Raw genomic sequence first — 13,641 nt, 5'->3', positions numbered from 1 at the left:
CACCATGGACGACGGTCCGGGACAGAGGCGGGAGCGACTGCGCTTCACCGTGCTCGGTCCCGTACGGGCGTGGCGCGGTGCGAAGGAGCTGGCGGCGGGATCACCGCAGCAGCGCGCGCTCCTCTCCGCACTCCTGCTGCGTGGCGGGCGCACCGCCACCGCCGCCGAACTCGTCGACGCCCTCTGGGGCGACGAGCCGCCGCACGCCGCGCTCGCCGCCCTGCGCACCTACGCGTCCCGCATCCGCAAGACGCTCGGGGACGACGCCGACATGCTGGTCAGCGAGTCCGGCGGCTACGCGCTCAGGTCCGCCGACGGCCGCCCGCTCGACCTGGACCTCGACCACGCCGAGCAGTACGCCGTCGAAGCCGAGAAGGCCAAGGCCGCCGGCGACCGCTTACGCGCACGTGACCTGCTGGAATCCGCCCTGGCCCAGTGGGACGGCGAACCGCTGGCCGGCCTCGGCGGCCCGTACGCCGACAACCAGCGCACCCGGCTCGACGAGTGGCGCCGCTCCCTCATCGAGAGCCGCCTCGAACTGGAGCTGGAACTCGGCTGCCACACCGAGGCGGTGTCCGAGCTGACCTCCCTCACCGCCGCCCACCCGCTGCGCGAGCGCCTGCGGGAGCTGCTGATGCTGGCCCTCTACCGCAGCGGCCGGCAGGCCGAGGCCCTCGCCGTCTACGCCGACACCCGCAAGCTCCTCGCCGACGAGCTCGGGGTCGACCCCCGCGCCTCGCTCTCCGAACTCCAGCAGCGCATCCTGCGGGCGGACCCGGATCTCGACCCGCCGACCGCACCGCCTTCCGGCCGGAACCCGGCAGAACCGGTCATCGTGCGCCCCAAGCAACTGCCGGCCACGGTCTCGGACTTCACCGGCCGGGCCGCCTTCGTCGCCGAGCTGAGCGAGCAACTCGCCACCGCCGAGGGCCACGTGATGGCCCTCTCGGCGCTGACCGGCATCGGCGGCGTCGGCAAGACCACCCTCGCCGTCCACGTCGCACACGCCGCGAACCGGCACTTTCCCGACGGCCAGCTCTACGTCGACCTCCAGGGCGCGGGCCACAGCCCCTCGGAGCCCGACACCGTCCTGGCCGCGTTCCTGCGCGCCCTCGGGGTGCCCGAAGCCTCCATCCCCGACGGGCTCGACGAACGCGCCGCCCTCTACCGTTCCTCGCTCGCCGGCCGCCGGGTGCTCACGCTGCTCGACAACGCCCGCGACGCCGCCCAGGTCCGCCCGCTGCTGCCCGGCACCGAAGGCTGCGCCGCGCTGATCACCAGCCGCGCCCGGATGATCGACCTGGCCGGCGCGCACCTCATCGACCTCGACGTGATGAGCCCCGAGGAAGCCTTCACCCTCTTCCGCCGCATCGTGGGCGAGGAGCGCGTGAACGCCGAACGCGAGGCGTCCATGGACGTCGTCGGCGCCTGCGGCTTCCTGCCGCTCGCCATCCGCATCGCCGCCTCCCGGCTGGCCGCCCGCCGCACCTGGACCGTCTCCTTCCTCGCCCGCAAGCTCGCCGACGAACGCCGCCGCCTCGACGAACTCCAGGCCGGCGACCTCGCCGTGAAGGCCACCTTCGAGCTGGGCTACGGCCAGCTGGAGCCCCAGCAGGCCCGCGCCTTCCGGCTGCTCGGGCTCGCCGACGGCCCCGACCTGTCCCTGGCGGCCGCCGCGGCCCTGCTCGACATGGACACCGACTCCGCCGAGAGCCTCCTCGAATCGCTCGTGGACACCTCCCTGCTGGAGTCCGCGGCCCCCGGCCGCTACCGCTTCCACGACCTCGTACGCCTCTACGCCCGCTCCTGCGCCGAACGCGACGAACAGCCGCCGCAGGAACGGGACGCGGCCCTGTCGCGACTGCTCGACTTCTACCTGGCGTCCGCCGCGCAGATGTACATGATGGAGCGGCCGGGCGACAGCCTGCTCAGCCAGATGGAGACGCCGCACTACCCGGGCCTGGTCTTCACCAGCCGCTCGGAGGCGCTGAGCTGGCTGTTCGGCGAGACCCGCTGCCTGATCGCGTGCGCCCTCCAGAACACCGGCCACGCCGGACTGCGCCGCGCCGTCGATCTGCTGCTGCTCACCCGGGACATGGCCGAGTCCGGCGCCAACAACCGCCAGTACGAACAGGCCAACCTCACGCTGCTCGCCGCCGCCCTGGAGGCCGATGACCAGCACGCGGCCGGGCGCGCGCACTGGGCGCTGTCGCCGATCTGCACCCAGTTCGGCAGGCTCAGCGACGCCGACGAGCACGCGAAGCTCGCGACCCTGCTCGGGCTCGCGGCCGGCGACCCGTTCAGCTCGTCCAACGGGCCCAACGACCGCGGCATCATCGCCGGCATCCGGCACCACCACGACGAGGCGGAGGCGTACCTCAACCAGGCGCTGGTCGCCTTCCGCGACAACCGCAGCAAGCAGTCCGAGGCCAGCGCGCTGTGCAATCTCTCCCGCGTCCACCTGGACACCGGGCGCATCGACAGCGCGATCCACCTCGCCGAGCAGGGCATCGTCTGCTACCGCGAGGCCGGCGCCTCCCGCCGCCTCGGCAACGGCATGTACGCCCTCGGCATGGCCCTCACCCTGGCCGGGCGGCTTGACGAGGCCACGGACCAGCTCGCCGCCGCGCTCGCCATCTTCCAGGACAGCCGGCAGCGGTTCTGGGAGGGGATGACGTATCTCCGGATGGCCGAGGTCGACCTCGCCGCCGACCGCCCCGCCAGCGCCGCCAACTACGCCGAGCAGGCGCTCACCGCGCTCCGCGGCATCGGCGGCGGCCGCTGGCGCGCCGACACCCTGACCACGCTGGGGCACGCGCTCAACCAGATAGGGCACACCGGCCGCGCGAAGGTCTGCTGGCAGGAAGTCGTGTCGCTCCGCGAGCAGCTGGGCCTGCCCGCCGACACCGGCATGCAGCACCTCATCTTTCCGGCCGCCGTCGCATAACGCCAGGTCAGGGCCTCCGTCGCGGGCGTTTATCGATCGTTCATCGACACCCGACAATCTCTTACACATCGAACCGCCGCCTCGGGGGGCAAGCGGCTCGGTGCCCAGGCCCCACCGTCAAGGTGTCAGGCCCTGGGTCCGCTCGTCCGGCAACCCACGGGGGAGTTGCCGGGCGGGTGGAATCATCAGCGCCCACACACAGGAGTTGAGCCACCGTGAGCAGTCAGAATCAGGCACGGCCAGGCGACGACAAGGACATCGTCCGGCCGATGGACAGCAACCGCCCCATTCAGCCCATGGACAGCAACCGCCCCATCCGCCCGATGGACAGCAACCGTCCGATTCAGCCCATGGACAGCAACCGCCCCATCAGGCCGATGGACAGCAACCGTCCGATTCAGCCGATGGACAGCAACCGCCCCATCATCGACGGGCCGGCCCCGGCGGACGGCACCGTGCGCAAGGCCGCAGGCGACGACACCCTCCACACCAAGGACAGCAACCGCCCGATCGCCGACCCGAAGTAACGCAGGTCGCGCACCGGACCGTCGCGCATCGCCCCTGCGCGCCGCGGTCCTTTCGCAGCGGATCCCGCCGTGCCGTGCCGGTGGCCCGGGATCCGCAGGGGGGAGGGCCGGGGACGTCAGGACCCGTGGGGGGACACGGGTCCAGGACGCCCGGCGCTCGTAAGGGGGGACCGGCAACCGGAACGACCGGAGCTCTGGGGAGGGACCGGTCCGTACCGGGCGTCCCGGCAGCCGTGCTGCCGGGACCGGGGGATCGCAGGGGCCGGGCCCCGTGACGGCACACGCCGTTCGCGGACGCCGGCCCCTGCGGCATGCCCGGACCACGCCGCGCCGCAGCACCGCACATGGCCCCAACTCCTGGGATTTTTACGGAAGTTATCTGTTTCCGGTCGAACATCTGCCTGGCGAAGAGCTACCGTCGTTCGGCAAGAGATGTTTACACAAGGGAACGCTTCCTTCCAAGGGGCGTACCCAACGGAGGAGTTGACATGAGTCGTACCCGACGCACGCTGGTCACCATCGCCCTTGCCGTCGCCGCCGCCGGCGCCGCGGCGACTCCCGCCCTGGCCGACAGCCACATTCCCGGCCCCGGCCCGGCTGTCACCGCCCAGGACAGCCACTTCCCCGTGGCCCCCGGCGACGTCACCACTCAGGACAGCCACTTCCCCGTGGCCCCGTAACCGGCGAACGTCACGCCTCGCACCCGTTCCCCGTCAGCAAACTCCGGTGGTTCACGAACCCCTGGGCGGGGCCGGGTGCGAACGGCCGTTGCGGCACCTCCGGGACGCCGCGGCACGGCCGTCGCCGGGGCGGACGCAGCGAGCGCGATCCGCGCCGCGCAGCCCCGGCAGCGGGCCGGGATACGGTGGTCCGCCTCGTTCCGCTGTGCGATTTCGCCGCCGGGGCGACGCCATCGCTGCCGCAAAGGAAGATCACCGTGTCCGCGTACCCACCGCCGCCGGACGGCCACGCCCCCTACGGCCAGCCAGGCCAGGCACCGCACGGCCCCCCGGCCCCGCCCCCGTACGGGCAGCCGCCGCAGGCTCCGTACGGGCAGCAGGGCGCACCCCCGTACGGATCGCAGGGTCCGTCCCCGTACGGGCCGCCGCCGCAGGCTCCGTACGGGCAGGCCGGGCCGCAGCAGGGCGGGTTCCCCGGGGCGCCCGGCTTTCCGCCGCCTCCGGGCAAGAAGCGCGGCAACCCGGTGCGGTTCAGCCTCATCGCCGTGGCGCTGCTCGTCCTCGCGGGCGGCGGCCTCTGGGCGCTGACCGGCAACAGCACGCCGGTACGCACCGCGAAGGAGGCACGCGTCGGCGAGTGCCTGGAGAACCGGGGGACGACCGCGGACCCGGCGCTCTTCGTCATCGACTGCGACGCCGCGAAGGCCGAGTACAAGATCGGCGCGGACAGCTCCCGCATCGACGAGTGCCCCGCCGGGACCACCCGGTACACCGAGCGCCAGGGCCGCATCAAGACGGTCACGCTCTGCCTTGCGGACGTGAGCCACTAGGGCACGCCCGTAGGGGCCTGCCCTTCTCCAAGCGCCCTCCCGAGCACGTCGCGGCTCCGAACCGGCGGCCGCCCCGCATCTGGACCTGACGGAGCGTCAGTTCTAGGCTGGACACCCCCGGTTCCGCCCGCTCCCCTCGCAGCCAGGAGGCGCGCCGTGTTTGAGTCCGCTCGCATACAGACGCTCTGGGAACTGGTCGAGTACCGGGCCGGCGCGTCGCCCGGAGCGCCGATGTTCTTCGACGGGGACGGGCGGACCGCCACCTTCGGCGAGGTCCGTGACGAGGCGCTGCGGGCGGCGGCCGGGTTCCAGGAGCTGGGGATCGGGGCCGGAACGCGGGTGGCCTGGCAGCTGCCGACGCGGATCGGGACGGTGATCGCGTCGATCGCCCTGGCCCGGCTCGGGGCCGTGCAGACGCCGGTCATCCACCTCCACCGGGAACGCGAAGTCGGCTTCGTCCTGGCCGAGTCGGCGGCCGAATTCGTACTCGTCCCGGGCGTGTGGCGGGGCTTCGACTTCACGGCGATGGCGCGGAAGCTGGCCGGGGACGGGGTGCGGGTGATCACCGTCGGGGCGGAGGGCCCCGCGGACGGCGGGTACGGGCTGCCGGGCGGCGACCCGCGCGCCCTCGCGGAGGCGCCCCGGCCGTACGGCACCGCGGACACCCGGTGGATCTCCTACACGTCGGGCACCACCTCCTCCCCCAAGGGCGTCGAGCACACGGACGCCTCGCTGATCGCCGGCGGGGTGGGGCTGGCCACCGCGCTGGGGATGTCGGCGGACGACGTCGGCTCGATCGCCTTCCCCTACGCGCACATCGCGGGGCCCGACTACGTCATCGCGATGCTGGTCAGCGGCTTCCCCGCGGTCATCATCGACGTCTTCAGGCCCGGCGATGCGGCGGCCGTCTACCGGCGTCACGGTGTGACCATGGCGGGCGGCAGCACCGCGTTCTACCAGGCGTTCCTGGACGAGTCGCGGCGCCATCGGCACGAGTTGCCGCACGCCGGGCGGCTGATCCCCTCGCTGCGGCTGCTGTCCGGCGGCGGCGCGCCGCTGCCGCCCGAGCTGTACGCCGAGGTCCGGCGGGAGCTGGACTGCGCGCTCGTGCACGGGTACGGGATGACGGAGTGCCCGATGATCGCGATGGGCACGCCGTACGACCGGGACGAGCAGCTGGCGCACACCGTGGGGCGGCCGGTAGCGGGCGCGCGGGTGCGGATCGCGCGGCCGGACGGGAGCGAGGCGGCCGCCGGAGAGGGCGGCGAGGTGACGGTGAAGGGGCCGATGGTGTTCCGGCGGTACACCGATCCGGCGCTGACCGCCGCGGCGTTCGACGCCGACGGCTACTTCCGCACCGGCGACCTGGGGCACCTGCGGCCCGACGGCCACCTCGTGCTGACCGGGCGCAGCAAGGACATCATCATCCGCAAGGGCGAGAACATCTCGGCGCAGGAGGTCGAGGACCTGCTGCTGGCGCATCCGGCGGTCGCGGAGGCGGCGGTGATCGGGCTGCCGGACCGGGCGCGCGGCGAACGGGTCTGCGCGGTGGTCACGCTCGCCGAACCGGCCGCGCCGCCGCCGACGCTGGCCGAACTGACCGCCCACCTGCGGGCCGCCGGACTCATGGCGCAGAAGCTTCCCGAACAGCTGGAGATCACGGCCGGGCTCCCGCGCGGCGGCCCGCTGGGCAAGGTGCTGAAGACGGCACTGCGGGAGCGGTACGCGGCGGGGCAGGGCGCACCGGATGCCGCGGGCCCGGCCTGATCCGAACGACAGGACCCAGGGGCGGCGGTCGGGCGTACGGCGGTGTGGCGCGGGGGCGCGGGCGGCCGGGACGTCTTTCACTGGTGGCCGGAGGGGTGACGGCGGCTGCGCGAGGCAGGCAGGGCCGCGGCCCACCCGTCCAGGCACCGGTGACGACGGAAGGAAGCCAGGACATGACCGAGACGATCGACTTCACGGCGCAGACCCGCCTGGTCGCACAGCTCGCCGCGGACACCCGTGGGGACCAGCTCGACGCGCCCACACCCTGCGAGGGCTACGCCGTGCGCCATCTGCTGGGCCATCTCGTCGGCCTGACCGGCTCTTTCCGGGATGCGGCGGCCAAGGACCTGGGGCCGTCGACCGCCACCACACCCGACGCGAGCAGGCCGGACGTGCAGGCCGGCTGGCGTGCGCAACTGGAGCGGAATCTGGCGGCGATGGCGGACGCCTGGCACCGGCCGGAAGCGTGGGAGGGCGAGACCCAGGCGGGTGGCGTCACGCTCCCGGCCGCAATCGCCGGACGGGTCGCGCTCAACGAACTGGTGCTGCACGGCTGGGACCTCGCCCGCGCCACGGGCCAGCCGTACGCGCCCGACACCACCGCGCTCGGCGTCTCGTACGCGCTGCTCGCGCCGTCGGCCGAGGATCCGGAGCGCGGCGGCATGTTCGGGCCGACCGTTCCCGTGCCGGACGATGCGCCGCTGCTGGACCGGGTGGTGGCACTGAGCGGGCGCAGCCCGTCCTGGGCACCGCCGCAGGGGCGGTAGGCGGGCGCACGGCCGGACCCGGCCGCCTCAAGGACGCGGCCCCGGGTGCGAACTGTCGTCCCGCAGCCGCGTCTTGAGGACCTTGCCGCCGGCGTTGCGCGGCAGTTCGGTGACGAACTCGACCTCGCGGGGGACCTTGTAGTTGGCCATCGCGCGGCGGGACCAGGCGATGAGGTCGTCGGCGGTGAGGGACGAGCGGGGGCGGCGGACGGCGTACGCCTTGCCGACCTCGCCCAGACGGGTGTCGGGTATGCCGATGACGGCGACATCGGCGATCTCCGGATGGCGGCCGAGCAGTTGCTCTATCTCGGCGGGGTAGGCGTTGAAGCCGCCGACGATGAACATGTCCTTGATGCGGTCGGTGATACAGAGGTTGCCGTCCGCGTCGAGCACGCCGACGTCGCCGGTGTGCAGCCAGCCGTCGGGGGTGACGGCACGGGCGGTGGCCGCCGGGTCCTCGAAGTAGCCGGACATGACGGGGTAGCCGCGGACCAGCACCTCCCCGGGGGCGCCGGGCGCCGCCGGACGGCCGGTGGGGCCGACGACGCGGACCTCGGTGCCGGGGAGGGCGCGGCCGGAGGTGGCGGCGATGACCTCGGGCGCATCGCCCCGGCGGCACATCGTGACGATCCCGGAACTCTCCGACAGGCCGTACGCCGTCAGGACGGTGGAGACCTTCAGCTCGCCGCGCAGCCGCTCGACCAGTTCCAGGGGGACGACGGCGGCGCCGGTGACGACCAGCCGCAGCGCCGACAGGTCGTGCCGGTCGCGGGCGGGGTGGTCGAGGATCTGCTGGTGGAGGGTGGGCGGCCCGGGGAGGACCGAGATCCGCTCGGCCGCGATGCGGGCGAGCGCCGCCGGGACGCTGAAGACGGACTGCGGGACCATCGTCGCGCCGCGCAACAGGCAGGCGATGATGCCCGCCTTGTAGCCGAAGGTGTGGAAGAAGGGGTTGATGATGAGGTAGCGGTCGGTCTCCTGGAGGCCGGCCAGTTCGCTCCACACGCCGTAGGCGCGCAGGGTCTGGGAGTGGGTGATCACGGCGCCCTTGGGGTGGCCGGTGGTCCCGGAGGTGAAGATGATGTCGGACGGCGCCTCCGGGGGGAGCGCGTCGGCCCGTGCGCGGACCGTGCCTGCGGGCACCTCGGCGCCTTCGGCCAGGAAGTCCTTCCAGGTGGTGAAGTCGGCGGGTGCGTCGCCTGAGAGCACCACCACCCGCTGGAGGTGCGCAAGGCCGGGGAGCGGGCCGCTGCCGCTGCCCTCCTGGGCCGCGCGGCGCAACGAGGCGACGTAGGACGTGCCGAGGAAGGTGCCGGTGATGAAGAGGATCTTGGCGCGGGTGCGGCGCAGGACGTAGGCGGCCTCGGCGCCCTTGAAGCGGGTGTTGACGGGGACGAGGACGGCGCCTGCGGTGACGGCTCCGAGCGCGGAGACGATCCAGTCGGCGGTGTTGGGCGCCCAGACGGCGACCCGGTCGCCCGCGGCGACGCCGGAGGCGATGCAGGCCGCCGCCGCGCGTTCCACGCGGGCGCCCAGCTCCGCGTAGGAGAGGCGGGTTCTGCCGTCGACGACGGCCTCCCGGGGACCGTGCCGTTCCGCGGCCGCGCGCACCAGGCGGGGGATGGAGCCGTACTTCAGGTCCGCCCGCAGTTCCAGGTCACCGCGCATCGTCCGACCTCCCGGGAAAGTGCCGCCCGCCCGATAGCTGACTACCCGTCAGATTAACGGTAGCCTCCTCCGCTGTCAGCACTGGCGACCGACCACGGAGGTGGCGATGGGGGCAACCCTCAAGGACGCTACGGCGATAGCCGGCATCGGGCAGACTCCCTTTGCCAAACAACTCCCCGCATCCGAAAAGGAGTTGGCCTGCCGCGCGATCGTCGCCGCACTGGACGACGCCGGCATCGCCGCATCGGAGGTGGACGCCTTCGCCTCCTACACCATGGAGGAGACCGACGAGGTCGAGATCGCCAAGGCCATCGGCGCCGGCGACGTCACCCACTTCTCCAAGGTCGGCTACGGAGGCGGCGGTTCCTGCGCGACGGTCGCCCACCTGGCTGCCGCCATCGCCACCGGACAGGCGAGCGTCGGCGTCGCCTGGCGGTCCCGCAAACGCGGCTCGGGCCCCAGGCCCTGGAAGAACACCCAGATCCAGCTGCCCACCCCGGGGCAGTGGACCCGGCCCTTCGGACTGCTGCGCCCCGCCGACGAGATCGGCATGCTGGCCCGCCGCTACATGCACGAGTACGGCGCCACTCGCGATCACCTCTTCAACGTCGCCCTCGCCTGCCGCAACCGCGCCAACCAGAACCCGGCCGCCGTCATGTACGAACGCCCGCTGACCCGGGAGATGTACATGACCGCACGCTGGATCAGCGAACCGCTCTGCCTCTTCGACAACTGCCTGGAGACGGACGGGGCGCTGGCCTGCGTCGTGGTCTCCGCCGAGCGCGCCCGCGACTGCCGCCAACGGCCCGTCTACGTCCACTCCGCCGCCCAGGGCCTGCCCGCCCAGCACCACGGCATGGTCAACTACTGGAACGACGACCCGCTCACCGGGCCCGCCTGGACCGCAGCCCGCCATCTGTGGAAGGGCGCCGACCTCGGCCCGCAGGACGTCGACGTGGCACAGATCTATGACGCGTTCACCCCCCTGATTCCCCTCTCCCTTGAGGGCTACGGCTTCTGCGGGCGCGGCGAGGGTGCGGCCTTCACCGAGGGCGGAGCCCTGGAGACCGGCGGCCGACTGCCGGTCAACACCGGCGGCGGCGGCCTCTCCGAGGCGTACGTCCACGGCTTCAACCTCATCACCGAAGGCGTCAAGCAGCTGCGCGGCACCAGCACGGCGCAGGTTCCGGACGCCGCCACCTGTCTGGTCACCGCGGGCGAGGGAGTCCCCACATCGGCCCTGCTGCTGAGGAGTTGATACCCGATGAGCACTCGTGACACCGCCGGCACACCGGGCCGCGAAGCCGCCGCACCGGGCCGGGAGCCCGCCGCCGCGCCGGACGGAAAAGCCACCGCACACACTGTTCGTAATTCCATGTCACCCATCGTGACACCCCCCACTGACAATCCCCCCGAAACCGCCGATGACCTGCTGGTTCCCGTCCCCGACGACGACGGCGCACCGTTCTGGGAGTACGCGGCCCGCGGCGAACTGCGCATCCAGGTCTGCACGTCCTGCGACGAACTGCGCTTCCCGCCCCGCCCCTGCTGCCCGCACTGCCAGTCGTTCGACAGCCACTGGCAGCCGATGAGCGGCCGCGGCCGCATCTGGTCGTACGTCCTGCCGCACCCGCCGCTGCTGCCCGCGTACGCCGCGCAGGCGCCGTACAACGCGATCGTCGTGGAACTGGCGGAGGCACCGCGCATCCGGCTCGTCGGCAACCTCGTCGCCTCGGCCGACGCCGCCCTCAACTCCGTCGACCCGGCGCGGCTGCGGATCGGCGCCCCGGTGAAGGTCGCCTTCCACGCCCTGCCCGGAGGCACGACCGTGCCCCGCTGGCTCCTGGAGCGGCCGTGAGCATCCGGACCGAGATCGCGGACGGGGTCGCGCAGGTCACCATCGACCGGCCCGAGCGGCTCAATGCCCTCGACCTCGCGACGGCGGCCGAACTCACCGCCGTCTGGCGGGCGTTCCGCTTCGACGACTCCGTACGCGCGGCCGTGGTCACCGGAGCGGGCGGCCGGGCCTTCTGCACCGGTATCGACCGCTCCGTGGACGTCCCGCAACCGTCCTCCCCGTACTCGCTCGACGACCCTCTGCTGCGCATCGGGCCGAAGACCAACGACCTGTGGAAGCCGGTGATCGCCGCGGTCGACGGCATGGCCTGCGGCGGCGCCTGCTACCTCCTGGGCGAAGCCGAATTCATCGTCGCCTCCGAGACGTCCACGTTCTTCGACCCGCACACCACCTACGGGATGGTCAACGCCTACGAGGCGATCCTCATGGCACAGCGGATGCCCTACGGGGAAGCGGCCCGGATGGCGCTGATGGGCTCGGCGGAACGGCTGAGCGCGGCCCGTGCACATGCGACCGGCCTGGTCAGCGAACTCACCGCGCCCGGAGCCGCCGCCGCCACGGCGCTCCGCCGCGCCGCCGTACTGGCCGCCCAGCCGACCGACGCCGTCCAGGGCACCGTACGGGCCCTCTGGGCCGCCCACGAGGCCACCAGGGAGCGGGCGTTGGCCCTGGCGCCGCAGCTGATCGCCCTGGGCAGCCTGCCGCGGGACCGGCAGGCCGCGCTGTTCGCCGCCAGGAAGCGGGACGGCCGGGGCGGCTCCCCGTAGGGCGTGCCGTCCCCGTACGCCCGTCCACAGGGCTTGACCGGTCGTGCCGCACATGTCTCGCGGGGGTCGGCGGGCAGGCGTAGCGTCGGTTGCGGAGGACATCAGGACCACCCGAAGCGAGGCGACGCCCGTGGTGCGCAACGTCATCGGATCCCTGATCGCCCTCATCGGAGCGGCGGCCGCCGTCTGGAGCCCCTTCCGTCCCTGGTACGACGGCCGTCACGGACGCGATGTCCGCATCGAGGACCTCTTCGGCGGCATCACCACCGCCTCCGCCCCGCTCCTGGCCTCGCTGCTGCTCCCCATGGCCTTCGCCGCCCTGCTGACGCTGATCGGGGTGGCGCTGCGCGCGCGGGCCGTGATCGCCGCTGCGAGTGTGGTGGTGCTCGGCTTCACCATCCTGTGGATGGTCCGCCAGGGGCAGGCGTCGGGCAGCCTCACGGCAGGTCACAACGGGCTGGGCACGGGCGTGGCCTACGCACTGGGCGGCGGCGTGGCGCTGCTGATCGGCGCGCTGGCGATGCGCGGCCGCCCGTCGCGCTACGACGCACCGCGCCATGGCCGCGGCCGGCACCGCGGCGGACGGTACGGCGACGGCCGGCCGCCGGAGGCGCGGGAGCCGTACCCGCCCGAGCCGTGGGATCCGGGCCGGCCACCGGCCCAGCAGTGGGCCCCGCCGTCCGGTGCTCCCGCGGCGCCGCACACCGGCGGACAGGGCCCGCCACAGCCGCCTCAGGACACCCGGCAGCCCCCGGAGAACCGGGCGGACGTCCGGGCCGCGCAGCCGCACCACCCCACGCCCCCGGTGCAATGGGCCCAGGCCCTCCGGCAGCACCCGCAGGGACTGCCGCCAGGCCACGGCGGCGGCGCGCACCGTTCCTCCGAAGGGGCCGGCGAACCGGAACCCGACCCCACGGTCCAGCAGCCACAGGCGGACCCCGACGACACCGTCCAGCACCCGCAGGCGCACCCCGGCGCCCCGGCGGATGACCGGGCGCTCGACGACACCGTGCAGCGTCCGGCGTCCCGGCAGGAAGACGAGTCCGGGCCCCAACACCGCCACGACGAGCGGGAGTAGCCCGGCTTCACGTCCGGCGCGCCAGCCCCGTCCCCCGTGCCGCGTCCAGGGCGTACACGCAGCGGTCCTTGCTGCACGCGTAGACCACGCCGCCCACCGCCACCGGCGAACCGGTGATCTCGCCGCCGGTGGCCAGCTTCCAGCGCAGCTGGCCGCCCATCGCGTCCAGCGTGTAGAGGCAGTGGTCGGCGGAGCCGAAGTGCACCCGGCCCTCGGCGACGACCGGCGCGCCGATCACCTCGGCGCCCGCCTGGAACCGCCAGCGCGGCGTGCCGGTCACGGCGTCCAGGGTGTAGAGCGCCTTGCCGCTGCCCAGGTGGACGGCGCCGTGCGCGACCAGCACCGGTTCGGCCGACTGCCGCGCCTCGGTGGCGATCCGCCAGCGGTCACGGCCGTCGGCGGCGTCCAGCGCGTAGACCGTGCCGAGGTAGTCCGCCAGATAGACGCCGCCTCCGGTGACGGCAGGTCCCGGTGCGAAGGCGGGCGGGCTCAGGAAGACCGCGGGCGCCTCGAAGTGCCAGCGCAGGTCGCCGCGCGCGCTGTCGATGGCCAGCACCCGGGCGCCCGCGACGACGTAGACGGTGCCGTCCGGCGCCGGTGTCAGCCGCATCGGGACGCCGCCGCAGGCCGCCTCGACCTCGCGGGTGAAACGGACCCGGAACAGCTGGTCCTCGGCGAGTTCCGTACGCACCGTCTTGATCGCCACGCGCCGGCCGGACGCCGAACGCGCCAGATAGACCAGTCCCATGCCG

Annotated in this window: 12 protein-coding genes; 10 read left to right on the top strand and 2 right to left on the bottom strand. The window is 73.4% G+C overall.

Annotated elements, in window-relative coordinates:
* The first annotated feature begins 4 nt into the window (after positions 1–4).
* The 6 genes from afsR to LIU39_RS28490 all read left to right on the top strand — a co-directional run bounded on the left by afsR (position 5) and on the right by LIU39_RS28490 (position 7,518).
* Positions 5–2,947: an SARP-family global regulator AfsR gene (gene afsR, locus LIU39_RS28515; RefSeq protein WP_227049804.1), complete on the top strand. Its 2,943-nt coding sequence runs from the start codon at positions 5–7 to the stop codon at positions 2,945–2,947.
* A 215-nt stretch (positions 2,948–3,162) separates the two neighbouring features.
* The gene (locus LIU39_RS28510; protein WP_227049803.1) at positions 3,163–3,474 is read left to right on the top strand and encodes a laminin G; all 312 of its coding nucleotides are present in this window, start codon (positions 3,163–3,165) and stop codon (positions 3,472–3,474) included.
* A 488-nt stretch (positions 3,475–3,962) separates the two neighbouring features.
* Positions 3,963–4,154 (top strand): hypothetical protein, encoded by a 192-nt coding sequence (locus LIU39_RS28505; protein ID WP_227049802.1) that lies wholly within the window; start codon positions 3,963–3,965, stop codon positions 4,152–4,154.
* A gap of 257 nt (positions 4,155–4,411) precedes the next feature.
* On the top strand, positions 4,412–4,984 hold the full coding sequence (locus LIU39_RS28500; RefSeq protein ID WP_227049801.1) for an LppU/SCO3897 family protein: 573 nt from the start codon (positions 4,412–4,414) through the stop codon (positions 4,982–4,984).
* Positions 4,985–5,140: 156 nt separating this feature from the next.
* On the top strand, positions 5,141–6,751 hold the full coding sequence (locus LIU39_RS28495) for a class I adenylate-forming enzyme family protein (protein WP_227049800.1): 1,611 nt from the start codon (positions 5,141–5,143) through the stop codon (positions 6,749–6,751).
* Between the two features lie 173 nt (positions 6,752–6,924).
* Positions 6,925–7,518: a TIGR03086 family metal-binding protein gene (locus tag LIU39_RS28490; protein ID WP_227049799.1), complete on the top strand. Its 594-nt coding sequence runs from the start codon at positions 6,925–6,927 to the stop codon at positions 7,516–7,518.
* Between the two features lie 27 nt (positions 7,519–7,545).
* On the opposite strand, the gene LIU39_RS28485 is transcribed toward LIU39_RS28490, so the two are convergent.
* Entirely contained in the window at positions 7,546–9,186 is a 1,641-nt protein-coding gene (locus LIU39_RS28485; protein ID WP_227049798.1) for a FadD3 family acyl-CoA ligase, read from the bottom strand.
* Positions 9,187–9,292: 106 nt separating this feature from the next.
* Between LIU39_RS28485 and LIU39_RS28480 the strand changes: the two genes are divergently transcribed.
* The 4 genes from LIU39_RS28480 (at position 9,293) to LIU39_RS35705 (ending at position 12,889) form a co-directional block, all read left to right on the top strand.
* Entirely contained in the window at positions 9,293–10,444 is a 1,152-nt protein-coding gene (locus tag LIU39_RS28480) for a lipid-transfer protein (RefSeq protein WP_227049797.1), read from the top strand.
* Positions 10,445–10,561: 117 nt separating this feature from the next.
* On the top strand, positions 10,562–11,044 hold the full coding sequence (locus LIU39_RS28475) for a Zn-ribbon domain-containing OB-fold protein (RefSeq protein WP_227049827.1): 483 nt from the start codon (positions 10,562–10,564) through the stop codon (positions 11,042–11,044).
* The gene (locus tag LIU39_RS28470) at positions 11,041–11,811 is read left to right on the top strand and encodes an enoyl-CoA hydratase/isomerase family protein (protein WP_227049796.1); all 771 of its coding nucleotides are present in this window, start codon (positions 11,041–11,043) and stop codon (positions 11,809–11,811) included. The genes LIU39_RS28475 and LIU39_RS28470 overlap by 4 nt, the downstream gene beginning before the upstream one ends.
* 130 nt (positions 11,812–11,941) lie before the next feature.
* Complete coding sequence (locus tag LIU39_RS35705) at positions 11,942–12,889, top strand: hypothetical protein (RefSeq protein ID WP_372464075.1); 948 nt, start codon at positions 11,942–11,944, stop codon at positions 12,887–12,889.
* A 7-nt stretch (positions 12,890–12,896) separates the two neighbouring features.
* On the opposite strand, the gene LIU39_RS28460 is transcribed toward LIU39_RS35705, so the two are convergent.
* Positions 12,897–13,641 (bottom strand): outer membrane protein assembly factor BamB family protein (locus LIU39_RS28460; RefSeq protein ID WP_227049795.1); only part of this gene is annotated, 745 nt, incomplete at its 5' end.

This window comes from Streptomyces pinistramenti, from assembly GCF_020564935.1.
GTDB classification, from domain to species: Bacteria; Actinomycetota; Actinomycetes; order Streptomycetales; family Streptomycetaceae; genus Streptomyces; species Streptomyces pinistramenti.
This window is presented reverse-complemented; position numbering and strand designations above follow the sequence as displayed.

What these genes read in the sequence shown, in the direction of transcription:
- afsR (WP_227049804.1), top strand. Translation starts at nt 5, where the DNA reads ATGGACGACGGTCCGGGACAGAGGCGGGAGCGACTGCGCTTCACCGTG.
- LIU39_RS28505 (WP_227049802.1), top strand. Translation starts at nt 3,963, where the DNA reads ATGAGTCGTACCCGACGCACGCTGGTCACCATCGCCCTTGCCGTCGCC.
- LIU39_RS28490 (WP_227049799.1), top strand. Translation starts at nt 6,925, where the DNA reads ATGACCGAGACGATCGACTTCACGGCGCAGACCCGCCTGGTCGCACAG.
- LIU39_RS28485 (WP_227049798.1), bottom strand. Translation starts at nt 9,186, where the DNA reads ATGCGCGGTGACCTGGAACTGCGGGCGGACCTGAAGTACGGCTCCATC.
- LIU39_RS28480 (WP_227049797.1), top strand. Translation starts at nt 9,293, where the DNA reads ATGGGGGCAACCCTCAAGGACGCTACGGCGATAGCCGGCATCGGGCAG.
- LIU39_RS28475 (WP_227049827.1), top strand. Translation starts at nt 10,562, where the DNA reads ATGTCACCCATCGTGACACCCCCCACTGACAATCCCCCCGAAACCGCC.